The organism is Pseudomonas sp. S4_EA_1b (genome assembly GCF_016307435.1).
Lineage (GTDB): Bacteria > Pseudomonadota > Gammaproteobacteria > Pseudomonadales > Pseudomonadaceae > Aquipseudomonas > Aquipseudomonas rhodesiae.
Genome location: NZ_JAEILC010000056.1, coordinates 52,181 through 76,363 on the forward strand (window position 1 = coordinate 52,181; position 24,183 = coordinate 76,363).

28 protein-coding genes and 1 pseudogene are annotated in these 24,183 nt (G+C 55.2%); 9 read left to right on the forward strand and 20 right to left on the reverse strand.

Going from position 1 to position 24,183, the window contains the following annotated elements; translation table 11 throughout:
- Positions 1 to 38: 38 nt before the first annotated feature.
- The 4 genes from YA0848_RS19120 (at position 39) to YA0848_RS19135 (ending at position 2,451) form a co-directional block, all read left to right on the forward strand.
- A complete protein-coding gene (locus YA0848_RS19120) occupies positions 39 to 494 on the forward strand; it encodes a hypothetical protein (protein ID WP_065085911.1) in 456 nt (151 codons plus the stop codon).
- A 181-nt stretch (positions 495 to 675) separates the two neighbouring features.
- Complete coding sequence (locus tag YA0848_RS19125; protein WP_065085910.1) at positions 676 to 1,125, forward strand: hypothetical protein; 450 nt, start codon at positions 676 to 678, stop codon at positions 1,123 to 1,125.
- 143 nt (positions 1,126 to 1,268) lie between these two features.
- Positions 1,269 to 1,631, forward strand: coding sequence for a hypothetical protein (locus YA0848_RS19130; RefSeq protein WP_141678526.1), 363 nt, complete (start codon positions 1,269 to 1,271; stop codon positions 1,629 to 1,631).
- 88 nt (positions 1,632 to 1,719) lie between these two features.
- A complete protein-coding gene (locus YA0848_RS19135) occupies positions 1,720 to 2,451 on the forward strand; it encodes an ATP-binding protein (protein ID WP_065085908.1) in 732 nt (243 codons plus the stop codon).
- A 504-nt stretch (positions 2,452 to 2,955) separates the two neighbouring features.
- Here the strand turns inward: YA0848_RS19135 and YA0848_RS19140 are convergent.
- Together YA0848_RS19140 and YA0848_RS19145 are read right to left on the reverse strand one after the other, a co-directional pair.
- A complete protein-coding gene (locus YA0848_RS19140) occupies positions 2,956 to 3,213 on the reverse strand; it encodes a hypothetical protein (protein ID WP_065085907.1) in 258 nt (85 codons plus the stop codon).
- Between the two features lie 67 nt (positions 3,214 to 3,280).
- The gene (locus YA0848_RS19145; RefSeq protein WP_065085906.1) at positions 3,281 to 4,726 is read right to left on the reverse strand and encodes a hypothetical protein; all 1,446 of its coding nucleotides are present in this window, start codon (positions 4,724 to 4,726) and stop codon (positions 3,281 to 3,283) included.
- Between the two features lie 299 nt (positions 4,727 to 5,025).
- Here YA0848_RS19145 and YA0848_RS19150 point away from each other — a divergent pair, with 299 nt between their 5' ends.
- Positions 5,026 to 6,954 (forward strand): helicase, encoded by a 1,929-nt coding sequence (locus YA0848_RS19150; RefSeq protein WP_065085905.1) that lies wholly within the window; start codon positions 5,026 to 5,028, stop codon positions 6,952 to 6,954.
- 89 nt (positions 6,955 to 7,043) lie between these two features.
- Here YA0848_RS19150 and YA0848_RS19155 read toward each other — a convergent pair whose 3' ends face one another.
- Positions 7,044 to 7,817, reverse strand: coding sequence for a hypothetical protein (locus YA0848_RS19155; RefSeq protein WP_141678525.1), 774 nt, complete (start codon positions 7,815 to 7,817; stop codon positions 7,044 to 7,046).
- 126 nt (positions 7,818 to 7,943) lie between these two features.
- Positions 7,944 to 8,630: an ERCC4 domain-containing protein gene (locus YA0848_RS19160; RefSeq protein WP_065085904.1), complete on the reverse strand. Its 687-nt coding sequence runs from the start codon at positions 8,628 to 8,630 to the stop codon at positions 7,944 to 7,946.
- Positions 8,631 to 8,783: 153 nt separating this feature from the next.
- Between YA0848_RS19160 and YA0848_RS19165 the strand changes: the two genes are divergently transcribed.
- Positions 8,784 to 9,422 carry a DUF262 domain-containing protein gene (locus tag YA0848_RS19165; RefSeq protein ID WP_232925138.1) on the forward strand — a complete coding sequence of 213 codons (639 nt, stop codon included), beginning with the start codon at positions 8,784 to 8,786 and terminating at the stop codon, positions 9,420 to 9,422.
- 56 nt (positions 9,423 to 9,478) lie between these two features.
- On the opposite strand, the gene YA0848_RS19170 is transcribed toward YA0848_RS19165, so the two are convergent.
- From YA0848_RS19170 to YA0848_RS19210, 9 genes are all read right to left on the reverse strand, one after another.
- The gene (locus YA0848_RS19170; RefSeq protein WP_065085903.1) at positions 9,479 to 10,063 is read right to left on the reverse strand and encodes a hypothetical protein; all 585 of its coding nucleotides are present in this window, start codon (positions 10,061 to 10,063) and stop codon (positions 9,479 to 9,481) included.
- Positions 10,064 to 10,235: 172 nt separating this feature from the next.
- Entirely contained in the window at positions 10,236 to 10,646 is a 411-nt protein-coding gene (locus tag YA0848_RS19175; RefSeq protein ID WP_065085902.1) for a hypothetical protein, read from the reverse strand.
- Entirely contained in the window at positions 10,643 to 10,942 is a 300-nt protein-coding gene (locus YA0848_RS19180) for a hypothetical protein (RefSeq protein WP_083196216.1), read from the reverse strand. The genes YA0848_RS19175 and YA0848_RS19180 overlap by 4 nt, the downstream gene beginning before the upstream one ends.
- Before the next feature lie 50 nt (positions 10,943 to 10,992).
- Positions 10,993 to 11,583 (reverse strand): oligoribonuclease, encoded by a 591-nt coding sequence (gene orn, locus YA0848_RS19185; protein WP_065085901.1) that lies wholly within the window; start codon positions 11,581 to 11,583, stop codon positions 10,993 to 10,995.
- Positions 11,584 to 11,618: 35 nt separating this feature from the next.
- Positions 11,619 to 12,311: a hypothetical protein gene (locus YA0848_RS19190; RefSeq protein ID WP_141678524.1), complete on the reverse strand. Its 693-nt coding sequence runs from the start codon at positions 12,309 to 12,311 to the stop codon at positions 11,619 to 11,621.
- A gap of 8 nt (positions 12,312 to 12,319) precedes the next feature.
- Positions 12,320 to 12,601 carry a hypothetical protein gene (locus YA0848_RS19195; protein ID WP_141678523.1) on the reverse strand — a complete coding sequence of 94 codons (282 nt, stop codon included), beginning with the start codon at positions 12,599 to 12,601 and terminating at the stop codon, positions 12,320 to 12,322.
- Positions 12,579 to 13,010 carry a hypothetical protein gene (locus YA0848_RS19200; RefSeq protein WP_065085899.1) on the reverse strand — a complete coding sequence of 144 codons (432 nt, stop codon included), beginning with the start codon at positions 13,008 to 13,010 and terminating at the stop codon, positions 12,579 to 12,581. Before YA0848_RS19200 ends, YA0848_RS19195 begins: the two co-directional genes overlap by 23 nt.
- An 898-nt stretch (positions 13,011 to 13,908) precedes the next feature.
- Positions 13,909 to 14,322 carry a DUF7831 domain-containing protein gene (locus YA0848_RS19205; RefSeq protein WP_065085897.1) on the reverse strand — a complete coding sequence of 138 codons (414 nt, stop codon included), beginning with the start codon at positions 14,320 to 14,322 and terminating at the stop codon, positions 13,909 to 13,911.
- 3 nt (positions 14,323 to 14,325) lie between these two features.
- The gene (locus tag YA0848_RS19210) at positions 14,326 to 14,505 is read right to left on the reverse strand and encodes a hypothetical protein (protein WP_065085896.1); all 180 of its coding nucleotides are present in this window, start codon (positions 14,503 to 14,505) and stop codon (positions 14,326 to 14,328) included.
- 110 nt (positions 14,506 to 14,615) lie between these two features.
- On the opposite strand from YA0848_RS19210, the pseudogene YA0848_RS19215 reads away from it, so the two are divergent.
- The 3 genes and pseudogenes from YA0848_RS19215 to YA0848_RS19225 form a co-directional block, all read left to right on the forward strand.
- Positions 14,616 to 15,788, forward strand: a pseudogene (locus YA0848_RS19215) (DNA repair ATPase); the annotation flags it as partial.
- A gap of 50 nt (positions 15,789 to 15,838) precedes the next feature.
- A complete protein-coding gene (locus YA0848_RS19220; protein ID WP_332874081.1) occupies positions 15,839 to 16,366 on the forward strand; it encodes a rhomboid family intramembrane serine protease in 528 nt (175 codons plus the stop codon).
- 126 nt (positions 16,367 to 16,492) lie between these two features.
- Positions 16,493 to 17,776, forward strand: coding sequence for a site-specific DNA-methyltransferase (locus tag YA0848_RS19225; protein ID WP_065085894.1), 1,284 nt, complete (start codon positions 16,493 to 16,495; stop codon positions 17,774 to 17,776).
- A gap of 20 nt (positions 17,777 to 17,796) precedes the next feature.
- Here the strand turns inward: YA0848_RS19225 and YA0848_RS19230 are convergent, their stop codons facing one another.
- The 7 genes from YA0848_RS19230 to YA0848_RS19260 are packed head-to-tail and all read right to left on the reverse strand — an operon-like array spanning position 17,797 to position 24,156.
- Positions 17,797 to 18,828 carry a WavE lipopolysaccharide synthesis family protein gene (locus YA0848_RS19230; RefSeq protein ID WP_065085893.1) on the reverse strand — a complete coding sequence of 344 codons (1,032 nt, stop codon included), beginning with the start codon at positions 18,826 to 18,828 and terminating at the stop codon, positions 17,797 to 17,799.
- Positions 18,829 to 18,832: 4 nt separating this feature from the next.
- Positions 18,833 to 20,332 carry a GMC oxidoreductase gene (locus YA0848_RS19235; RefSeq protein ID WP_065085892.1) on the reverse strand — a complete coding sequence of 500 codons (1,500 nt, stop codon included), beginning with the start codon at positions 20,330 to 20,332 and terminating at the stop codon, positions 18,833 to 18,835.
- A 3-nt stretch (positions 20,333 to 20,335) separates the two neighbouring features.
- Positions 20,336 to 20,650 (reverse strand): hypothetical protein, encoded by a 315-nt coding sequence (locus YA0848_RS19240; RefSeq protein WP_065085891.1) that lies wholly within the window; start codon positions 20,648 to 20,650, stop codon positions 20,336 to 20,338.
- A gap of 27 nt (positions 20,651 to 20,677) precedes the next feature.
- Positions 20,678 to 21,316, reverse strand: coding sequence for a hypothetical protein (locus YA0848_RS19245; RefSeq protein WP_065085890.1), 639 nt, complete (start codon positions 21,314 to 21,316; stop codon positions 20,678 to 20,680).
- Positions 21,313 to 23,091: a hypothetical protein gene (locus YA0848_RS19250; protein ID WP_065085889.1), complete on the reverse strand. Its 1,779-nt coding sequence runs from the start codon at positions 23,089 to 23,091 to the stop codon at positions 21,313 to 21,315. The genes YA0848_RS19245 and YA0848_RS19250 overlap by 4 nt, the downstream gene beginning before the upstream one ends.
- A 4-nt stretch (positions 23,092 to 23,095) precedes the next feature.
- Complete coding sequence (locus tag YA0848_RS19255; RefSeq protein ID WP_065085888.1) at positions 23,096 to 23,422, reverse strand: cupin domain-containing protein; 327 nt, start codon at positions 23,420 to 23,422, stop codon at positions 23,096 to 23,098.
- Entirely contained in the window at positions 23,419 to 24,156 is a 738-nt protein-coding gene (locus YA0848_RS19260) for a glycosyltransferase family 2 protein (protein ID WP_065085887.1), read from the reverse strand. The genes YA0848_RS19255 and YA0848_RS19260 overlap by 4 nt, the downstream gene beginning before the upstream one ends.
- Between the last annotated feature and the right edge of the window lie 27 nt (positions 24,157 to 24,183).

Sequence of the window (24,183 nt, forward strand, 5' to 3'; positions counted from 1 at the left end):
CCGCTGGGGCTGGTCCTGCTCCTTTCAGGAGTGATTCCATGTCCGCATTTCAGCAAATCATCAACCCGCTCAGCGCCTTCGGAAACGTCTACTCCGGAGCTGATTACTTCGGTCTCCAGATGGTGAAATTTTGGTTCAACAACCGGCTTCACCAGGTGCTGGTTGGCACCGAAAACTGCGAGAAGCTTCGCGAGACCTATAACGGATCTGCGGAGGACTTTGAGCGTGACTGTGTCACCCGGATTGGCACTGCCTCTTACGAGGATCAATCCGCGCCAGCGGGGGAGGTAGTTGCCTTTCTCAACCAGTGGCGCCAAGCCAGTCATCGTGATCGTGTTGCACGACTTACGAGCCAGCCTGAGCGCTACGGGTTCCTCACTGAGGAGGATCTGGAACCTGCTCCACCGGTACTGGTTCCGGCCTTCTACGTGCAGGGCAGTGGCTGGGTTAAAGCGCAGGATATCGAGGGCGCTCGATTGATGGCGGGTTTGTAGCTAGGAATCCCCCGGCATAGTGCCGGGGTGTTTCCTGAGATCCCACTCCAATGCTTTCAGCATTGGAATGCGATTTCCACGTCAGGGGGGAGCCCCGCCACAGGGACGAATTGGCAAGTAAGTCCTTTGTTTAGGGCCTAGGCTCGCTTCCATCTATTAACGCCCCTGAGGATGCGAGCCGATGAGTGAAAAATGTGCTGTGTGTGAATTGAACAAGCCTTTCAAACTGTGGACCAAGAAACAGAAAATTGGTCTGGCTATTACCGCTGCCTTCCTTGTTCTATTTCTGTTCCTTCTGGACAGCAATGGTCCCTTGATGAAATGGGCGAGATCCGTTGACCGTGAGCAGCAAATCGAACAGATCGGCGCTCAGATGAGCGACCTAGCGGCTCAAGGTAAGCCTGACGCCATCGTCTGGATGGCCGTGAACCATCCAGGTGACCCGGAACGCCTCAAGGCGCTGGAAGCGTTAGCTGAGTCGGGAAATGGTGAAGCAATGATGACTCTCGCAACCATTAAGCATCGCTCTGACCCGTACCTCGCCAAGGTCCTAGTTAACAAGGCTGCAGCAGCGGGGCATCCCGACGCCGTCTTGGCAGTTGTTCGGCACCCCGATACCTACAAGCTGTAAGCCCAAGTCGAAATGGCCCCATCGGGGCCATTTTCGCATCTGGCATTCAAAGATTCGTACCACTTGCGGGGGCAAACTCGGGTTTATCCACTTGCTCGGTCAGAGATTATGAATCTCAAGCATGACTAGAGCAGGCGAGAACTGTGGACGCACGAGAAAAGCTAACCAAGAGCGAATTCACCATGCTTCGCTCGTTGGGTAAGCAAGGGGGCTACATGCGGTATGACGCCCCGTTGTGGAGGATTGGCCGCCGCTGGGACACCGACCATAACTTCGAGATCGAGGCCCGCGATGCTTGTGAGTCGCTACTCAAGAAGGGCTTGGTGATCGGGCAGAGACTGCATTGCTGCAACTACCACATCAGCATGGGCGAAGAGGCCTTCTACGTGCTATCGGCACGAGGGAAGGCTTTTCTCGAAAGAGCCAACCTGCCTCGCACAATCAGCGTTTTACAACCTGAAGTTTCCCAAATCATCCCTCCCTCGCAGGCAGCCATGCCGGCCTAGATGCGATCCCTTTCCACCTGGTGGACAGGGCTATATAGGGGCTCATCTTCCAACCAAACTCAGCAAACCCCAGCGAAAGGATAATGCGATGAACAATATCAACGCCGCGACCGATGTGAGAGACCTCGTCGGCGCTTCACCTGAAATTGGCGCTGCGATCGTAGCAAATACCACTACGCGGATCCTGCTGAGCAAAGAGCATCTCAGTCAAGCCGAAGGTCAACTTGTTGAGTCGCTGCTGAACCCGCGGAGGGACGTGCTGGTCAGCCTCAAGTTCCCATCCCTGTCCGGCCATTTCAATGTTGACCTCACAGAGGACCGACCTGTAGGGCTGCTTGTGGGCGTAAGCGGTTCCGGTAAGTCAGTCGCAGCCATGGCCCTTGCTCAGCAGTACTTGGGCGAATCAGGTGGTGAGGTGGTCTTGGTCACTTGCTATGCCCCGGCGGTTCGCCATGAAACCGATTTGGGCGCCAAGATTTGGCAGAAGTGTAACGATGAGCACCCCGACCGCATCCATCTGGCCCTGATCGAGGGCTTTCGGGACGTCGCTAAGTACAACTTCCCCAAGGGGAGCCTTGTGATTGTCGACGAATTTCGAGCCCGTACAGAGGGCCTGGCTGACCTGGTAAATCGGGTAAAAGAGTGCGGGGCAGTGTTGGTGATCCTCGTGCAGACTTTTTCTGATCTGGCCGACGTACAGACCATGCTGGTGCCCAGCGTTTCCTTCTTTGCGAAGAGCGATAGAGGGCGAGGGAAATTCTGGGTTGTTCAGTCCGACGGGAGTCTTGGTAATGCTGACTTTACTGGGGTGCCCCAGTAGTTCCTGAGCCTCAGCTGCTGGCGCCCCATCTGTCACAACTGGGTCGCCACTGCAGCTCGAAGTATCTTCGTCCTCCATTACTTGCGATGACCTGGTGTCCTGCCGGATCTTGCGCTTTCGCATCCTATGAGAGCATCAGCGAAACTCTTGATCCTGGTGTTCGCATGAAAACCCTCCTTGTAAAAATTCCCGGCGACACTCGTTACTACGCGCGACTGCAAATTGGCAAACGGGAGCTAAGAGCTAAGCGGCTCAATTCCGACTCGTCAGGACCTGGATTGTTTCGCGGGTACTGGTACGGAAGAAATCCGCACAGCATAGACAGCTACGGGAAACTGATTGGGCCGCGGCGGGGGCGTGCGCACCCTCACAAGGTCGTAGGGGTTGTTAGGAGTCACTGGGGAGCAAATCGCTTCCTTCGTTAGCGACTTAAAGCGTTAAAATCTTGGATGATCCCAAAACAAAAAACCGGCCAAGAGGCCGGTTTTTTTATGCACTGCTCGTTTAGCCGCCCATCTCTTTGAGCGCCTTCGGATCGACTGTGAGCCAAAGGCTTCGTCCATCGACCTTCGTGCAAACCTTAGTGGTGCTCTCACCCATCTTGAGCAGTTCACCCTGCTCATAGACGTAGCTGGCGTAAACACATTGCCCCTGCTTAAGGTCCTGGACGTTGCGGGTGAAGGGGCGTTCCCCCGCGGTTGCCAAACAGCTCGTTGCCAGGACAAGACCCGCAGCGGCCATGTGGGGCATGATATTGCGCATATCGACATCCTTCTGTTGGTTTACGGCATCCGGTCGGACGGGACGCGTAGAGCGTCGTTAGGAGGCGTTATCGCCGGAACGCGTCCAGCTGCCCGTAGAAGTCAGCCCAGGCAGATACCAGGCCCTTAAGCCGCATGGCCTCGTCGACGAACCACTCCCGGCCAGTCGCGAGCTCAGCCATGCCTTTTTTGCCCAGGCCGTTGATCTTGGCTACCAGCTTGGCAGAGCCGGATTTGGAGTATTCCTCGATCTTCTTGCCAGTCTTTTCAAGGCTGAGTTTGTAGTCAGCGACCTTCACGAGAAGAGGCCGCACAGATCCGGCGAAGTAGGTGGAGAGGATTACTGAAAACAGGGCTTCGGCTATCTCATTCTCACGGCCCTCAATGGCCAGGTTGTAGCCGGGCCTAACCATGTCTTCAGGGGCTTCGTAAGGATGAGCTGCGAAGAAGATGCCGCCCTCGGTGATGAACATTTTCAACTCATCATGCATTTCGAGGGCGCTTTTCGTCAGGAAGTCCTGGTGAATAGCGTTGAACTCCATTGCCACAGGGCTTCCGCTGGCGGCGGCAATGGCCAGTACATCCAGGCGCTGGATGATCTCGTTGGTAACCTGGTCGGGGTACATCGGGAAGGTGTAGGCCTTCAGGCTGGTTGAGGTCTCCTCCAGCACCTCGCCGGGCACCAGTGTCCAGATGTCAGTGCCTTCCTGAAAATCTGAGCTGCTTACGCCGTGGAAGAGGCATGGCCAATCGAAGCAACTGGCCACCTCAGGCGAGGTAACTGCTACCAGAATGCCAAGGCGAGCAGGAAGGGAGCGAACGATGCAGGTGATAAGGAGCTTGCCAACCAGAGTTTCCGCATCAGGCAGATTCGAGCCAGGCCTGATTGTCTGGATTAGGCAAGCCAGGCCGAGGAGGTGTTGGCTGGTACTGCGACGGAAAGCCCCTTTTTCATGCAATGCCTTCATGAACGGGAATTCGCCCTCAACCATCTTCGCCAACTCTGGGGCAGGGGCAGCCATAGCCAGGCGATAGATCTGTTGGCAGTTGGCTGCGCCAATCTGGCGCTGCAGTGCGGCGTCCAAGTGAAGCAGGGGCATCATTTCCTGGGTGTGTAGTTTGAAAGCTACGGCTCCGCCAGTGCCGGAGTGAGCTAGGTCGGCCGCCAGCCGCATTTGGTCGAGATCAAGACGTTTTGCGAGGCGTGTAAACGGCGACATCTCCTCGAGCTTCTGTGAGTAGGAGATCTCAAGGTCGGAGAGTCTGCGGCTGGAGAGGTTTGCAGCTTTGCGGGCGTCCTTGTGAGAGCCGTACCACAGTGCCCAAGCGGCTTCCCCATTCTGGTTGCTGAGCATGTCTCCGGGGATCGCGTACGGCATCATCAGCGGACCATACATGCGCTCATCTTCGTCGTCTTTCCGGCAAGTCGACCAGTAGTCTGTGTCGCCGGTGAACAGCTCGGCTCTGGTGACTCGTGGGGTTGAAGCAATGCTGGCCTGTTGATGGGCATGCATGGAGGTAGTCCTCTGTTTCAGATGTGGCGTCCTTGAGCATATTCACTGAATTCCTCAAGTACGGTTCGTAGATCTGTACCCTGAGAGGGAGCAGTTAGGGCCTTCTAGGTACCATTGAAAGGCGACATTGCAACTGGTGAGGGCCCAATCTCACAGGGCATTGGGTGTGATCGCGCAAAGCCGCTAAGCGATGCGGGGTCGCGCTTGGGTGGCATATATTTCGGTGACAGATACACTGACCCTGCCTCCGAGGCAGCCATACCTGGTATGGCGTTGATTTTTATTGTTGAGATGAGTTCGTGAAAGAAACTGTCCTTTACCTACCGATGCTCCAGTCCCAAGCAGAGGCTCTGAGGGACACTAAAGACTCGATAGTCGATCTCCTCGCCCAGTGGGATGTGGCTCAGATTGCGTCAGCCGTCGTTATCCAGAATCTACCGAGCCTGAATGGCCGACCCAAAAGAGATGGTCTGATAGAGCTCGGGCTCGCAGAAATGATTGCCTTGGGGGTTCGTCTTAAGAGAAAGACACCGCCAGAGAGCTTTGCCAGCCTGGTTTTCGAAAAATTTGACCGGGATGCCTTCGAGCAAGGTCTCTCCCTGATGCATAAGGTAGGGATACGTTTTCTGGATGAAAAAGCTCTTGAGTCTCAGGAGTATTTGACCCTTGACGGACTATGGAACCGGAAATTCTTGGGTTTACATTCCAAAGCGATAGATCCGTTGAAGCATGAATTTTATTCAGCGAAGTCGTCATTTTCGTTAACAGACCAGCAAGCACGTGCCTTTCGTGTGCTCCAGGCGGAACCAGATGAGAGTTTGCATATTGAAGGTCGAGCAGGAACTGGCAAAACACATCTCATCACTCGGTTAATCGAGTCATTACACTCTTGTAAGCCACTGCTGCTTGCATTTACGGCTGTTCAGCTTCATGCGCTTATGGAGAGACTGGGAGCGGTCAACTCCTCTCTAAAGGGTGCTACATTTGGTGATCTTGCAAAGGATCTATTGGAGAGTTATCCAGGTTATAGGAAGCCGGGGAAACGTGGCCTTGCACGTCATCAGGTCTCGCCAAGAGAGGTGGCGTCTCGTTTAGGGTTTCTAGCAATTGGCAAGTTCAGTCCTGGACAAGTAGCGTCGATATGCGCTCAAGCAGTTGCTGCCTTTTGCCAGACTACTGACCGTGAGGTTGGTATTCAGCATATACCAAGGCGAATTTCGTTAGGCGTTGTGGATCAAAGCGTTCTTTTGCAGTACGCGAATGAGCTTTGGAGGCAGACCATTGAGCCTACATCTCCACACTATGATCTGCCCGTACGTATTTATCACCGGATCAAGCATATGACTCTGTTTTGTGAGCCTGTGATTGGTGGGGGCTATACGCATATTATCGTCGACGAAGCCCACGATTTACCTAGGCCACTGGCTGATTTCCTTGATCGGTGCACTCAGCCAATAATCACGCTGGGTGATGCATATCAGAAGCTTGATGGACGCTACTTTGAGCGTTCAGGAGCCCTTAGGAAGCAAGAGATTAACTCATCGGTCCGTGCCGGACGCCAGATTGAGAGTGTAATAAATCCTTTAATTGAGAATCACCCGGTACTTCATGCGGGAGTAATTGAGGGTAATTCCAGTTTTGACACAAGAGTGATTTTTTACGATAGGCCAGAGATACCCAAGGGAAAGGTCACGATCTTGGTTGACTCTGAATGGGGGCTCTTTGAGTGGTTCCAGCGGCTGGGGCATGCTGGTGCTAGATTCAGTCTGCTACAAGGCGCTGTCAGTTCCTTTAGACTGTTCATTACAGAATGCATTACTCTGTACCATAAAGGTGTCCGGCCAACCCACAGTGCCCTATATCGCTTTGCAAGCTGGAGTGCTCTTCAATCGGAAATGGCGAGTAATACAAGTTTCCAGAGAATTGATAGGATGCTGAGCCAGAATTATCAAATTGAAGATTTCGAATGTTCGCTTGAGAAGCTGGATCTATCTGGCGAGGCTCCGCTCAAGCTTGGGCGAGTTATGGATGCTCGAAATAGTGAAATTGATTCTGTCATGCTGGCGCCTGACCTCCTTGGCGATATCGTCTCAGGGGATCGTGTCGCCGCCAGCGTGGCATTTTCGGCGCTTTACACCGGCGGGACTCGCGCGAAGTACAGGCTGATCGTTCCTGGATACCTCCGCGACTGGGCTAGTGACGTATCCAAGATGGTTAAGGCTGAGTAAGGTCTGCTGGAAATAAAAAAGGCCCGCATCGCGGGCCTTTATTTTTGAAGAAACGAGTAGAGTAAAATTTGCAAACCTCTGCTGGCTCTTTATGAGGCTCTTAGCTCGTTATCTGCCAGCCAGGCAGCCATCTCCTCCGCTGTCGCAAACACCGGAGAAACTGGGCATCCTTCTCCTGTAACGGCCCACATCTGGTAGCCGTTTCCAGCCGGAGGTTCTGTTCTTCGCCAGGCCTGACTGGCAGCTTTGACTTCGGGAGAGGGCCAGATTTTACCGTCTTCGCAATGCTCGCATTCAAAAGAAGCCCCAAGACGGTGGCACTCAGCTTTACAGCAGATCCAGCAGTTTGAGGCGTCGTGCCCAGACGTCTCGATGTTCCAGATATTGACCTGCTCCGGAGTTGGGGCAACGTAGTTCTCTTTTGGAACATTCCCTTTTCCTGGCACGAACTCTCGGGTGAACGCCCAAAGCCTGTCGGCCTTTAGAAGGGCTGCAACATCATCAGAGTTGAGATGATTAATCCAACTGCTATTCCAAAGCGTGCAAAGTCGATTGGCTTCACGCTCGATGGCAGCCTCTCCCGTTCCGTAGTAACCACTCTCACTGAGGTTTACTAACCTTGAAGCACGTTCCCTAACATGTGGATCTGAAGGCTTTAATGGGACGCTTCCACGGTCTTCAGGGCGGAATGCAGCTTGCCCGTACCACATGGCTTCGAGTCGCCGAGCTGTGGATGAGAGCCCGGTGGCGTCGCATACCGAACAGTCTTGGGCAGATTTTTCATGTTCGTTGATAAAGCCTTCCCAAGGCTTATGAAGTGGCCAACAGAAGGATGCTGGTACGCGTTTCAAAATGAAATTCATTGGGTCTTATCTCTGCAGGGACGTGACTGCGGCCAGTTCGGTATTTGAAACGCAAATTTGGCATAGGAATCTTTGTCGCACGGCCGCATCTGTCCCTGGTTTGGGTATGAATGGCGGATCTACGGATCAGCCATCACTGAAGAGCGATTGTCCTGGCTGGGCTTCTTGGTCGTCGGGCATTCGCCAGTGAATGGCCTGATGGATTCGCTCAGCTTTCTTTGGGCCAAGCCCTGGAATCAGCCGTAGCTCATCTGCTGTAGCATTCATGAAAGCATGCACAGAGCGGAAATGATTGAGCACCTTGGTGGCGGTTGAAGGACCTACTCCGGGTGTTCCTTCGATCAGGAAAAGCGCTTCTCCGCGGCCTGGCGCGACCTTGCCTCGTCGGAAGGCAACGTCATACCCGAGGCCTTCCTGTGCATGCTTGGCCATTCTGTAAATCAAGCCTGCAGCAGCGAACTGATCTCGGACGTGCATGATGTTGCAGCCTTCGATGGCCACCAGGAAGGAGAGGGCGCCGTCGATGGCTTCGCGAGCGATCGCTGAGCGGGTGTTGTAGACGTCGCCCTCGATCAAAAATACGGGCCTGGCGAAGTTGAGTCGCATCTTCCCCGTCTGATTGAACAGTCGACCGTCGATAATTGAAGCCACGAAGTCAATGGCGGTTTTTCGCTCAACGACTAGATCGCCGCTTAGTACATAGTCACCGGTCTCCAACTCACCGACCTGGATCTTTGCACCAAGGTCTTGAAGCTTTTGAATGATGCCTGAACGCGACTCACGCATGTCGCATAAGATATTTACGTCCGTCATGGTTTTCCTATGAGCCGGTGGCTGCCAACCTTTTTTCTAATTAGGACATGGTTGTGCTCAAGCGCAACAGCTTTCTGAAGGGGCTGTGCAGGTTGCATATTCCCGCCCTATGCGAGAATTAGTTCATCGAGCTATGGAGTACTTGCTCCGGGTTTGGCCTGGCTTAAAGGGAATGTGATGGCTACCGAAAGAAAATTCCACCGCTACGAAGGGTGTGACAGAGCTGATGACAAGGTGCGCATGACCAGGGACACACTGGATGCGAAGGTCTTGCGGTTAAGTATTGGAGAGCTTGTAGGGCAATTCGAGCGCTTCCTGAACAACGAGGGCAGTGGTCCTGCGATGTACCCTTGGGCGACACGCTTCGTGTTGGGCTTCCCGCTTCCATCGTGGCAGCGCCCGCTGTGCTGGACGGCCGAGCAGAAAACCAGGTTCATTGAGTCGATATGGGCCGGCGTGGATATTGGGTCGTACCTGGTAAATGAAGCTTGGGAATACCAGGAAGACTCTCGTGGCGCCAGCGTATACAGGGAGTTCAGCGAGGTGCTTCTCGATGGGCAGCAGAGACTCACTGCGATTGAGGATTACCTGCTTGGAAAGATAGCTGTCCCTGATGATTCTGGAACGCCCAGGCTCTGGACTGACCTTCCACAGGTTGAACGTCGAAGGTTCTGCCAAATGACTTTCGCTAAGGCCTGTATCCAGTCTTGGGACGAACAGCTTCTGAGGAAGGTGTACGATCTGCGTGCATTTGGGGGTACCGCCCATACCGAGGACCAGCGTGCCTCGTGATCTCAAAGCTAACTCAAAAAGAAAAGGCCCCTGCGTATGCGCAAGGGCCTTTGTTTTTATGCGGCAACCAATGCCTCAACAGGCATCCAAAGTCTAACCGCCTGAGCGGGATTATCGGGGCCAAAGCACAGCCCATTCAGCCCTTGGTACCGTCGGGAGCGATGGTGCTCGTAGACGGACTGTCTGGCGAAGTTTTCCCCTTTATCGATATGAAGCACCTCGTCACCAGGTGATGGTAAGCAATCCGGTATAGAAACGGGATGCCAGGCCTTACTCTCGTTGGAGGTGGGCACCAGTACGAATTTCTCGATAACCGCCCCGAAAGGAATTCGAGATGACTGGAAGTAGTATTGGTGCGGAATGTCGACCCGAGTCCGGCTTACGCACCAGGTGGCGAGCAGCCAAAGCCCTCCAACCAGCACCAAGTATTGGCGACCCTCGAGAAGTGGAGGTGAGTCCGCAAAGTCGATGGTGGCCCATTCCTGGGGAGTCAGCGGGTCGATAGTCGAGCCGGTAGGATTTCCATCCGCCTTGGTCTCACTAAGCGACAGTGCGCCATCGAGCATTTGCGGCACGAAGGAGCGAGGTCCACAGGTGCTGTTGAACTTGTAATGGGAGCGAAGGATAAGTTGGTGAAGCATGGGGATTCTCCGGCAAGGAGGCCACCACGCCCCCTTAGGGCCGTGAGTGACCCTAAGGTTTTGAATTGCTGCGAACAGCTGTTCCAGGGCGCTCATTGCGCCACTGTCAGAATCGCGAATTTAGCATACTGCCGGCGGGGGAGGGATAGAGCTGTCTAGAGCGTCGACTGCTTCAGCTGTCGTGCGCGAGTTGCAGCAGAAGCGTCTTCGACCTCGCCTCGAGACGATCACCAGTGAACCGCCGAAGAATCTCGGTATTGAAGGACTCCTTAGGTTCATCCATCCCCGGTGGCGCGAGGGTGCTTACGGCATATCCTGCAGGAGCACCATGCAGAATCTCGCCTATCAGATCTGAAACGTCCCTTCGTGTGAGGTATCCCTTTTCTAGCCGCTGATTGATCTTTGTTTGAGCTGCGGGGGAGGCTAAGGGGTACTCGCGGACAAGAATGCCGTACCCGTTCGCAGTGGCTTCTCCTTCCATGACCCAGTTGGATGTCGCGGGGGTGAAAAGGACCCATACAGTGAAGGCGATGAACGCGATAGGCAGGATCGGTAATGACTTAAGAATTCTGGAGGCTTTCATGCTGCTGCAGGTTCCGGTCTGAATACGCAATTGCAATCGTCGAAGTGGGCAAGGACTTTGCCATCCTGGTCGAAGTACTTCACTTTCCAGGTGGGATGGCAGTTGTGAACGTGCTTGCCGAGCTTCAACCGATTTGTGAAGCGGACATCGAGATTGGCGCTGCTGTTCATCCCTTCGATTGTTCCGATATTGCCGTCTACCTCAACCATCATGCCGATGCGGGCAAACTCGATCCCGCGGTGCTTGATCATGTCTGCGATAAAGCGCTCTGCCTTGCTCTGTTTACGTTCTGCCATGGGCTTCTCCGGGGTTGCTAATGCTTTACGGTTCAATTGGTGCGTTCGCGCTATCTGCTGAGAGCGAGCAAGGCTGGAGCAATGAGATCTCGATATGTGCGAGCTTCCTGAACGGATTCGAGTATGTCATCCAGTGCCCGGTGGCTTCTGCGTTTCGGCGGCTCGAAGCCGCTGGAGATGGTCTTGATAAATTCCTTCACTGCGCTGATATCGAGGTTCCGGTAGTGGAGGTAAGCATTCAGTTCCGGCAGCTGGGCCTCAATGAACATTCTGTCGAAGTGAATGCCATTGCCGCACAGAGGTGAGGTGCCTGGTTCTACGCAGTTGTCGATCAGGAACGCAATGACCTGCTTCTCCGCCGTTTTGAGATCAGTGGTTGCTTTGGCGACCTCTTCAAATAGGCCATTATCAGTATGCATCTGCCTGACATTCTCGTCGCAGAGGGCAATAGCCTCGTCAACGGGATGGCGAACAACAATGTTGTGCTGAGCAACGACATTGAAGTCGCCATCGGTAACCAGTACACCAATCTCAAGGATCAGCTGCTTGTAAATGAGCTGTCGGTGCAGTTCGGTGTAGCCGGTCGTTTCCAGGTCGATCCAGGCGAGACGACGCTTTGAAGGTAAAGGGATGATGCTCACGGGTCTGTCCTCGTGTTGCTGAGGTTCCGATTATCTCATCGCTTGGTAATGCGCAAGGCGGAGTCGCACCCTGGGTTGGGGAGGTAATTTGCCAGGGGCGTGCGTTCCGGGCCGTAGATGCCCGCGATTGCATGGAAGGGTGTGAACATCACTGCTGAGCAGCTTTTAAAGTCGCTTGGAGCCTGGTAGGAGTCAACGCAGGTAGCCACGATGGTTGAGAGAAGCTCGTGGTACGGCGCCCCAGCGCGGTGCTCCTGAAGACGATAGAGACCGGCAAACAGAGCTGCCCTCTCCTTGGGAGGAAGTAACTTCGAGATATCACCAAGACCGAGGGCAAAAGTAAGGAGTTGCTTTTCTTCTTCCGACACGAGCCGAAAGGCTTCAAGGAACTTTCGCTCATCCTCTTGATTCGGATCTAGTGACGTGTCGCCAGTCCCAGTGGTCAACCACTGCATCGAGACCTGAAGCTGCTCCGTGACCACTGTCAGCATGTCCAGAGTGTAGGGAATCAGCCCAGCTGCCAGATCCACAGCGACCTGGTGAGGAATTTGAAGGATATGGCTAAGCCGATCTTCCAAGGGCAAGCCAGGGAGCGATGCTGCAGAGGCTGACAAAATGCGCCGGTTTACTTGAGCTCTCGAGCTGTCACGCTTCGCAGGTTCAAGAGAAAGAAAAGCCATGTGGCCACGGTTTGTGATTTCTGTAGGTTGAGCTTTCTTTCGTGCCATGGGCAGAGTCACTTCCCATCTTTGTTTAGTGGTTTGGATCTAGCGCTTTGGAGCGCCAGGCGGGCCTTCTCGCGTGCCGGGCCAATGAGCTGAGGCAGTGCGGATTCAAGTGCGGCAAAAAGCGCTGGAGATGCGGCCATCAGCGTTGCGTTTGCAACAGCGGTGCCTTCTTCACCTTCGGCTGAGTTGTAAACGGTTTCTACAAGTTGGCCGTCGGCTGAGTAGATGGCGTAGTCATCGCCCACGCTGACTAGTTCCCAAGGTCCTTCAGCCCATGGCGTGCTGCTCATGCGACTCCTTTATTGCGTCGAGTGGTTTGGTGGCATTCAGTTCAGATCCCTCAGCGAAGGCAGGTCCTGGGTGAAGAATCTCGATGTAGTGCCGAACGTACGACCGGCCATGCGTTTCTGCCAGGTCGTATGTGACCCCCCTGCGAATGACAAACCAATGTGCGTCGGTGGAAATGATATAGGTCTTCTGAGGGTCCAGCTGCTTCTTGAAGCGAGCAAGCGTGACTCTGTAGCCGGCAGACAGCATTTGGGTAATTTGGCATCCGAAGTCCTTCAAAAGCAGCCATGCGCCGACAGGATGGATGCCATTCACTTCATCCCACCCTCGAATGTTTTTGGCTTGAGCCAATACCTCTTCGTAAGCTTTTCCAGTGACTATGTGGACGGCATAGGGAACGCAGTCGCTCATCAGTGACAGCCATGTTGTGTGTGTCCTGGCATTTTCTCAGGATCTTCTGGAATGCAACTTGGCGGGGTTACCCTGTGACAGGTTCAGATGGGAGCGAAGCGCCTACCATCGAGAAACATGCCATCGCATACGCCATGCATGTGGAGGATGGCACTCGTACTCTACCGTTCCCCTTGGGTCGTCCCTGACAATGCGAAAAGCGAGATGGTTGCTACTGGAGCGGTTCGCCTCCAGGTGCTTCTTGCAGGCCGACTTTGCCTTTTCTTCGGATGGCCACGGTCCGGCCTGAATGCGTACCCATTCGGCTTTGATGCCATCTTCCCCGGTAAGCTGATACTCGCTAAACCACCGTTTGATCTGTTGCGTCATTTTCTCTTCCTGCCGGCGCCTATTAGCCTGCGCTCTGCGTGATTTTGGCTAACAGGGTATTGTGGATTTCCACCATGTACGCAGCCAGGGCCGCGTCCCCTTGGAAGTGCCCTATACGCACCCCGTCCTCTGCGCCTGTATCAAGGAAAATCTGGCCAGCGCAATCAGACCGCCATGGCACGCAGATCTCTGGCTCAAGCTTTGCCATAAGGGCTTTTGCCGTAGGCGGCTTTATGGCATCTACAAGTTCAGATTGGAGCCTTTCAATTTCACACCCGGCGCAGGGCGAGTACCCTCGCGCTGGATCCTTTGCATGCTTCCCACAGGTGGCCATCAAGAACTCTCTGAGCAGTGAGTGGTTTGAGCGATAGGTTCTCACGGGGCGAGTAAATTGCAACGCAGTGGCACAGGCTTACCAGGCTTGATCGGCTACGACACTCGGCCGTAACCGATTGAATAGGTAGTCGTAGATGGAGTCTCTCCACTCTGAATGAAAAAGCCGGCCCTAGTGGCCGGCTTTTTTTGCCCGTCAATTCTCTGGTTCTGCCTGGTCGAACCCAAAATGCTCTTTCAGGATCGAGCACATGAAGCTGTACGCCTCGGGGCTACATTCGGCCATTCTTGCTAGTCCTGTCCCCAGTCCTGCCGCAGGGAACACCACAGTGTTGGTGAGGGCGATGCGGTAGAGCTGTCGAAGGGCTATCGCGATAGCGTTGATCTCATCATCACGGTCGGAAAAGAACGCTGATCGCTCCATCGAGGGTGCGCGCTTAGTGGGAACCCCAAAAGCGTTTGGCTCGAAACGAATTACAGCCTGGCCGGCTGTGCCTTTGCGCAGAAGGTTGTCGCCGAACACGAAAATCCTTTCAGGCTTGCTTCTCAGAAGGCCTGGTGTGTAGAGGTCATGGGTGACCTCCACTCGAACTAGGGGGTGCTCGGCCATTGATCAACTCAGCCCGTATTTGTCTTGAATCTCGACAATCCGCGCAGAGCGTTGCTGATCCTCCGTAGCCATTTGTTCTGTAGGGCTGACATGCCCGTTGAACACTGCTGCGTTGTACTGCTCGCTCTTGCGGACAAGCTCGATCAGCTCTTTCAGATCCCTTCTGATGTCGTCGAAAACCATTTCTCTCTCCTTTGCCTTGGGTGTGCATTAGTACTCTCCCACAGCACGGACATACTGCAAGCTAACAATTCAGTCGAGCAGTTCTGGAAGCAACGCTGGGCTCCAGCCTGGTGATGCTCTACGTCGACGACATCCAGCACACCCATCCCGAGTTTCTGCAGAAATTCATCTCCCTCTGCGACGGCACCCGGCGCATCGAGGGCGTGTGGAAGGGCCGCACCAAGACCTACGACATGCGCGGCAAGAAATTCTGCGTGGTGATGAGCGGCAACCCGTACACCGAGTCCGGCGACGTGTTCAAGATCCCCGACATGCTCGCCAACCGCGCCGACATCTACAACCTGGGCGACACACTGGGCGGCATGCAGGAGGCCTTCGCGCTGTCCTACATCGAGAACAGCCTGACCTCCAACCCGGTGCTGGCGCCGCTGGCCACCCGCGACATGGCTGACGTCTATCGCTTCGTCGCCAAGGCCGAGGGCAAGCCGTTCTCCGCCAATGAGCTGTCGCACACCTACAGCGCCGCCGAGATCAACGAGATCACCTCGACGCTCGAACGCCTGATGCAGGTGCGCGACGTGGTCGGCCGGGTCAACCAGCAGTACATCGTCAGTGCCGCGCAGGCCGATGCCTACCGCACTGAACCGCCGTTCAAGCTGCAGGGCAGCTACCGCAACATGAACAAGATGGCGGAGAAGATCAGCTCGGTGATGAACGACGCCGAGCTGCTGCAGCTGATCGCCGACCACTACCAGGGCGAGTCGCAACTGCTCACCACCGGCGCCGAGGAGAACCTGCTCAAGCTCGCCGAACTGCGCGGCAACCAGACCCCCGAGCAGGCCGAACGCTGGACGCAGATCAAGCGCGACTTCATGCGCAACAAGGCCATGGGCGGCAGCGACAGCGATGTCGGTGGGCGGGTGGTGGCGCAACTCAATGACCTTGTCGAGAGCGTACGTGGTCTTAGCGCCGGCAAGCCGGCCGGTGAGGTGCCGTGTGTTCCCTGGGAGCAGTTGCTGGCCGGACTGGACAACCTCGGCAAGGTGCAACCTCAGGTAGAGGTATCCGTTCAGCCAACTCCCCAAAAGGGCGTCCAGGAAGTTCTCATTCGGTTGGCTGATACCCTGGAGAACAGCTTTGTTCCTCTAATGCGGGCTATGGATAAGAAGATCGATATTGACCTGGGTACAAATCGAAAGATGAACGAAATGGCTGATCAGCTTCGTGGTCTTGGCCATTTGCTCGGGGCCCCTCATGGAGCGCCTGAGGTAAGCCAGGAATGAGGACATGGCTCAGGCCACGACTTAACACCATCGCATGCATTGCAGGTGTGATGGTGTTGCTTCAACTGCTGAACAGCGTTACGGGGAGCGCCCTGAATGGATGGGGCGTTGTTCCTCGACAACTTTCAAGCTTGCCAGGCATTTTGGCAGCCCCTTGGCTCCATGCCGGGTGGGTTCACCTGCTGAACAATCTCTCAGGGCTGGTTGTTCTTGGGTGCTTGGTAAGCCTAGGGACGGTGAAACGGTTTTTGGCGGCGAGTTGCTTCATTATCGTAACCAGCGGTGTTCTCGTGTGGCTGTTAGCCAGGCCGGGGATGCACCTGGGAGCCAGTGGCTGGGTATTCGGTCTGTGGGGGCTTTTACTAGGGCAGGCTTGGTTCACGCGGAGCGTGGGAAACCTGGTAGTAGCTCTGATCGTCATGTTCTTCTATGGAGGCCTAGTCTTTGGTCTTCTACCGAGAACAGCTATCTCTTTTGAGTATCACGTCTTTGGAGCGCTATGCGTGGTGCTGTATGCGGCGATGAGTCGGCCCGAAGTTGATGCGCGACAGGGAGCGAGGCGGAATCTCTGGAACTGATGGTGTTGGTGAAGGAATGTACGCAGGCCTCCGGGGTGGGCTAATAGGACAGTTGCACTTTGGCAAGACGCGGTACTTTTGGTTATCGCTGCAGATGAAGCAGCATCTCTAACTCAAGGGTCCGCGATGAGATCGTTACGCGCAAAAGGCGCTGGGTCGCCAGGGCAGGGCGACCTGTTCGGCATTGATCAGCTCGCCGATATCTACAAATCATCCCCTGACACTCCTCTCTCGAATGAATCACTGTACAAGCTTGTGTCGAGCAAGCTTGGCGTTTCCGAGTCCACGATAAACGAGCGTGTACCAGTAGGCGCTAGCGGTGAAAGGCACAGCATTGCGAAGCGCTCAATCCGTTGGGCCCAGCAGGAAATGAAACGCCTGGGGCTGATTGAGCGTGTTCACGGTGAAAGGGGAGTGTGGCGACTCACCCAGGAAGCAAAACGCGATCTCAATGCTGCAAAGTCGGGTGTGAAGGTACTCGGGTTTCGTACAGACCTCGGGCTGGCAATATGGGGGCCGAGTGGCGATATCTTCAAGCGCCTCACGGTACCAGTAAGCCTTTGCTTCAGTTCGCCGCCATACCCGTTATCGCGGCCGCGGGCTTACGGTAATCCTGAAGAGCGCGAGATCGTCCAGTACATCTGTGACACCCTCGAACCCATCATCGAAGCGCTCGCTGAGGACGGCAGCCTTGTGCTGAACGTTTCAAACGACATTTTCCTCACGGGTATGCCCGCCAGATCGACCTACCTTGAGCGCCTGACGCTCGAGATCTGCGATCGGTTTGGGCTGTATCTGATGGATAGGCTGATATGGGATAACCCCTCCAAAGCACCCGGTCCGGTGCTCTGGGCTAGCCGCTCGCGTCAACAGCTCAATGTGGGGTATGAGCCGGTCCTCTGGTTTGTGAAGAATCCCCTGAAGTGCAAGGCGAATAACAACCGGGTGCTCCAGGCTCACAAAGAGCGGCATCTCAAGCTCATTCAGCAGGGCGGGGAGAACCGCTACACCAACTACGGCGATGGGGCGTACAGGATCAAGCCGGGTAGCTTTGGCAATGCCACTGCCGGCACCATACCGAAGAATGTGATTACCCGCGGGCATCGTTGCTCTTACGGCCTGCAGCATCGCCGTATTGCGGAAGAGCTTGGTCTGCCAACCCATGGGGCTCCGATGCCTTTCAGCATCCCAGAATTCCTCATCCGCTTTTTGACGGAAGAGGGTGACATGGTCGTAGACCCTTGGGCAGGAAGAAACATGACGTCGCTGGCGGCCGAGCTCCTTGGAAGAGCATGGATGTCTGGTGAGCTGATGCTTCAGCACATCCGCACAGGGGCTGAGCTTTTCCGTGACCGTCAGGGCTTCTGGCTGAACCCACAGATCGACCGAGCCTTTAAGCTGTCAGCGTAGGGGTATCAGGAAGAGCGGGTTCAATTCTTCTCAGGGTTTGGATGAGTGACCCCACGGAGCATCTTCCATACGGATCTCACGCGCTTTGCCAAGGACGGCGAGGTCGCAAAGAGAACGATGGATGCGAAAGAAACCCACCACGCCAAGCGCAAACAATTCAGCAGGTACTGATTCACCCACACTTGTGCACGTCGCAGGCGGCGTCCAGTCGGGCCGAGCTCAGCTGCATTGCGGATATCCTTGACTCCATAGAGGGTGTTCATGGAGTAGCCGTTGTTCATGAAGCGCTCTGGAAAATCGACGCCAGAAGCTCTCCATTCGAGGGTGCGGAAATCGGCATGAAGCACCGACTCCCACAGAGCGAGGTCAGCAGATCGAACCTGGCAGGGATGGTCAATGTCGACCTCAAGTCCATGTTTGCGCAACAGCGCAATCATGTAGGACTGTTCAGGGATCATCTTCATGGCGCTGTAGCCGAGGTAGTTGCCGAAGGGGTTCAAGTTCGGCTTTGGATTGAAAATCTCCTCATAGGAAAAGATGTCCAAGTCCCAGAACTTCAGCATGTCTTCCCGTGTGCCGAAAATGACAAGATCACTTATGTGATACAGCATGGGGCAGCGTGCTGGGTTACGGATGAACAGGTTAGTGATGGTCAGCGGCTGGGCGAAGAGGCGACCATGACTTGCGCTGCCGGCATACTCTCCCAAGCTTGCCAGGGTCGGTGATGTGAGATTGTGGTCTGCCCGGAATTTCATGACATAGGGTCTTGTCGACGCCTGAATCCCCGCCTTCGTGGAAACCAGTTGACGGTTGGTATTCAGGACGCTTCCAGAGCAATCTCGCATAGGCCCAGGATCCTTGGACTGCAGGACCAGATCTGCATCCAATCCAGAAATATCCTCGTCAGGCCATGTCGAAACGATCACTTCTGCTCCAGGGAGGTGCCTGCGAATAGAAGCAATGCAGGCCTCAATGCCTCGGGTGGAAGAGAGCTTTCGGTACAAAGGGCCCTGGATCACTACGCTGATCAGCCCCGGCTCGATCATTCGCATCGCATCAGCCCCGCGCGATCGTTGCGTTGACGTTGCTCTTCAATTGCTCGCCAAGCATCAGGCTGAGAGCAATCACTGTGACAGTGGGGTTGCGAGAGCCGCAGCGGGGGAAAAGCGCCGAACCAGCAACGAACACGTTGTCAGTGCCCTTGAGCTTGAAGTCGGGTGCGACTACTGCACGAGGCCCGTTGCCCATTCCAAGCATCCCCACCAGGTGGTGGGTGCCGGCCGCGTTTAGATAGTGCTTCTGCTCAGCTCCCGGTAGTGGAACAGCGCCTAGCGACTTCAGCTTGGCATTGATGTCGGCGATGATTTGGTTGTACCGCACTTTGTTCTGGTGGTACCCGCTCATGTCCACATTCAACTTGCCTTCGGCATAGGACATGGAGACGTCCCATTCAGGCGGAATTTCCAGTAGCACGTAGAGGCTGATGACCGATCCCATCTCCGCGATCGCTTCCTGAAGCTTCCACTGGTTGATCTTGGCAAGATCCAGGGCAGCGGCTACGGCAGATTCGCTTGGAGGTGTCATTAGCGCCAGCGTGGTGTACTCGATTCCTGCATGGGCACCTGATAGCTCGGGGATGACCACTTGGGCTGCAGTGTTGACCTCGAAGAAAGGCACTTTGGCCCCAGGAATGATGCAGGCCAGCTCTGCGACGGCATGGTCCTGATAGTGATGTCCGAGCAGATCACGAGGGACCTCAGGCGGCAGATCGCTTTTGCACAGGAGCTTGAATGATTCCACCCCGTGAGCAGCGACCACGACTTGGTCAAAAGTAATGCTCAAAGGGCCATCTTCGGTTGAGCAGTTGGCTTCCACCGCGCGGCCGTTTTCAAACCGAAGACGATCGACCATTACGCCATTCAGTACTTCAGCACCACAATGGACATGCAGCGATCTGGTCTTCGCGTCCATAGGGCACAACTCACAGTCGCCGGCGCCCATGCAATGGCCCTGGGTAGTTGTTCCATCCATCGAGAGGTTATGAGCTTGGGCCCCGATGTAAGCCTCAGGAAAGTACTTCCCCAGTGCCTCGTGCCACTTTGAGGCTCCCTTGATCTCGGAGACAGGGTTTCGGTCGTCAGGATCTTTTGCGTCTGCACTGATGCGCAGGAGCTGTTCCGCAGTGCGGTAATAGGGCTGCATCTCGCTGGGCGTGAACGGCCAGGGGAAGTCGGACTCGCTTTGACTGAAAACGTACTCAGAGAGACGAAAGCTCAAACCACCCCAGTGGTTTGAGCACCCGCCATCCACCAAAATGTATTCGCTAGCGCAGTCCGCCCCTAATTTGTCAGGCACATTGAAGGCGTGTTTGGACTCATACGATCGGCGGATCAAGGCATCGTGACGATTGGATTTCTCCATCTGCATAAAGCGCTGGCGGCGCTCGAAGATGTTGAACTTTTCGCCTCGTTCTACGATGAGGCATTCACCTGCGAGTGATCGTGCAACAGTGCGTCCTGCGAAGCCGTTTCCAATGATCAGTGTCTTAACGTGCATGAGTTACTCGATGACTCGGTAGAAGCCAGGTACGCCGTGCTGGCGCTCATAGGCCTGTTTCACAAACAGATTGCGGTTGTGGTTGATGATCTCAGCCACTAACTGCCTTCGGTCAGCTTCAGCAACCTGCCGACTGAAGATCTTGAGCAGCATTTCTTGAGAGAGGTACTGCAGCTTGAGCCCGCTTGTTGCCTGGGCGAAAAGCTTGGGATCCATGACCGCGCCCCCGGCCGCCCCAGATATGCTTGATGTCAGGTAGTGACCGGCTAGACCGCCACCTAGAAGTAGCAGGCCACTGACGAAGGTTCTTCGCTGCATTCAATCGTTCCTTTGGGCTTTGCCGATTTATGCAGGTCTGACCAAGCGCTGGTAGACGTGCATGAACAGATGATTTAGCCGGCGAATTGGGCCAGTGAGCAGGGGTAGGCTCAGGATCACTCGTTCCATCGTCGTGGACATGAAAAGCATGTTTGTCTGGCCAGAACGGGCGATCTCGATGCTGCTGACAGGAAGGTTGTTGAATGCCTCGTTAACTGACCTGGCGTAGAAACCTACGTACAGAGGCGGGACCAGGAGTACCAGGTTTTTGTCCTGCAGCGCCCGCCCCATGAAAGCGTACCGGGAGATTTTCCGGATCAGATCGGTCGAGTTGACTGGAAGGTTCTGCTCGAAGTCGATGGCTACCCAACTGCAGGTGTTCCTGTTCAGCTTGGTGGCAAGAACGTTGCTGTCGATACAGACCACGTCATTCACAGATTGCTGACGCTGGTCGCGGAAATCGTCCAGAACGAAGGCGGCAATATCGTCCGAAGCGATGGAAGTCACGACTCCAAGGTTGTAGGTGTCCGAGACTGCAACCACAGAGGTTGCGTTGGTATCTGCAACCTCGACACAGGCTAGCTGCTGTATGAGGGACGTCAGCGATCCCGCCCCCGGTTGGGCTTTTGGGGCAAGTGCGTACTGGGAGACAACGAAGATCTTCACTTGGGCGCCTCGGTGTATGACTTGAAGGGAGTCGAGTTGTAGATGGAGCGCACCGCAGCCGGCAGGCTGGTGAAGTAGAAAACGGAGCCGTTTTTCAGGTAAACGCTGATGGCCGATAGCAGGATGCCGGGAAGTGACGCCTTGCGGCCATGAAAGAACTCGCGCAACTCGGTGTAGAACCAAGACTGCCGCGGACGTTGATAGAGCATGTTGCGCAGTTCGCTGCTGTTGATGACCAACATGCGCTTGGCCTCGGCAGGGTCTTCCAGGAATCGCAGATAGAGCGCTTCCTTCTGAGTGTTTGGAAGCTGATCGAGGAGGACCATCCGCTCGTAATCTTCGATGAAACGATGAACCGCATCCTGGGTGTTTGGGAAACTCGCCTGCTGAACTACAGAGTTCACAAGGCTTACCCAGTTGCGCGCACTGATCTTCTTCAGGCCAGTCGGGATCTGCGTAGCGTTCGGGTTAAGGTGATACATGGCAGCGAACTGGCGCAGTTTCGCCAGGGCTGTATCGGTAGAAACCTTGAATAGAGGCTTCTTAGGCAATGGCGAAAGGTAGGCAGGGCCTGTCTTAGCCAATTGACCGTCAGCTGTCTCCACTGGAGACGGTACGCCGAGGAGGGCGCGTGTTGTCACCGTCTGGCTAATTCCGTGAGGGTTCACGCGGCATGGAACGCCACCCTTGGAGGCGCGAATACCTTGCTCGATATCCTCGAACTCGACCCAAAGCAACGACTCATCCAGAGGGAATGCATTCCAGACCTCCTTGCGGCATATGTACATCGAGCCGGTTGGATAACTGGTGTCTTTGTTGTAGCGCATGGGACTGGCGAAGCAGAACCCCGTACGCTCGATCTCAGTGAAGATGGAGGGCGCAATTGAAACGGCTTCGCCGGAGCTTCGGTGCAAGCCCTTTAGCCCCTGGCCGATTTCTCCCATGGCCATGCCGTAGTCGGAATAGCGTCTTGGGCTCATGTTCAGGCGGTTGTCGAAGAACATGCTCTGCAAGGTCATGAGCGGGTAGCGCGGACCAAAGCGGCGCACCATTTCTCCGAAGTGTTTTGGTAGAAACACTCGGTCATGCAGGATGACCAGGTTGTTGTGCTTGGCTTCCTGAGCCAGCCTGTTCTTCTTCTTGCAGATCTGCACCGGAGGGGCAGTGATGTCTTCGCCCACGATCCGAACATGGTCGCTATAGGCGAAGTTGGCCCCAGGTTTTCCGCAGAGCACGATTTCCTTGTTAGGGATGTCGATCTCCAGGATGCGCTTGACCACCGCATTTAGCACGGTCGCGTCCTCGGGACCAACTGGAATTCCGAATGTCCAGCTGTCTAGGTCGTCGTCGGTCTCTGCAGGTAGTTTGGCCACCTTCTCGAACACAGCGACGGTACCGTCCTGGCGTACCACTTTCAGCCCGGCCTGGAAGTATTCACGGTCCAAGTAGAAGCCGACTGGCGAATCCTCAACGATGGTGATCTGCTGGCCGACTGCCAAGAAGTGTGCGGCGTCCCAAAGCAGCAAAGGAGCTAGGGGCGAATCGCTTTGCACGCCGTAAAAACAGAGTGAGCCACCATCGTAGATCCCCAAGGGGCGATCTGCAGCGTGGAGCTTGCGAACGACCGTGTCCGGCTTACGGCCAGGCAGCAACCTGAACGATATGAGCCGATCGCAGGGGTACATTTCGGTTACAGCCGCAGGTAGATCCCGCAAGTGTTTCGAATGGGAGTACCCCAGCCGAGGATGGTGTTGTAGATGGGTGGTCTTCTGCATGCTGTTACTCGCCCACCAGGTACTTGTCGTTTAGAGCACCGGGCTCCTTGACGACAACGGTCACGGTATCTTCAAGGCAACGGAAAGCGGTGATATCGCCTGGCTCGAGCACAACGATATCGCCAGGCCCCCAGACCTGATCGCACATCTCAACCTTGCCGGACACGATCAGCGTGGTCTCGGTAGCGATCTTGTGGAAGTGAGCTTCCTCGGTTTCGCCGGCCTTGTAGGTTTTGAGGGCGACTTCACAGCTGTTCGTATGATGTGCAGTGGGGGAGAAGGCCCCCACAAACCAGCCCTTGGTCATGTTCTCGATACGTGCAGTTTTCATCGAGTTGCCCCCATCTCGTAAGCCTGGATTTGCGTTGGGCTTTTCAGGGGGTGGTACTGCTCGGCATCGATCTTGTAGCTGGCAATACGCAAGCCGCTGAGGACGAGTTCATTCAGCGCTGGTGCGATGTAGAAGCTCTCGTCGACCTTCGTGTCTTTTCGAATCAGGTTCTTTGCGGCACTGACAAAGTGCTTCCCCCGCTTGAACCAAAATGTGCCGGCAATGGCGTTCTTGCTGATCGGATTTTTCTCCGTGGATTCGATCACGTCGCCGCGATCGTCCAGCCGAACAAACGAGTAACGCGGGTGAATCGAGTTGAAGGTGACCACCCCAGCCTTGGCATCGACTGCGCGGAAGTTGCTGACGATGGTTTCCAGGGAAACGTCGAGGTACTCGTTCGAGCCCATGATGAGCAGCTCCTCGTCGTTGTCGACCTCGCCACTGGCCAGTAGAGCAGTGCATGCAGCGCCCATGGTCTTGTCATGAACAGGGATGACGGATGCTACGGGACTGAGCTGGCTCACGAGGTTTCGCAAGTGGTACTTGGTGGTGTCTGCGCTGGAGAACAGGCAGATGATCTTTTTCGGGTTCAGCTCTGCACACTTGTTGATCAGGGTCTCCAACAAGGTTGTGCTTCCGTGCTCCGTCAGAAAATCCGGGTACTCACCTGTGTTGCGCTGTGCGTCGATCGCGGCCTTTCCGCCGGCCAAAAGGATGATGTTCAGGTCGCTCATTGATTCACTGCGGATTCCACGCCATCC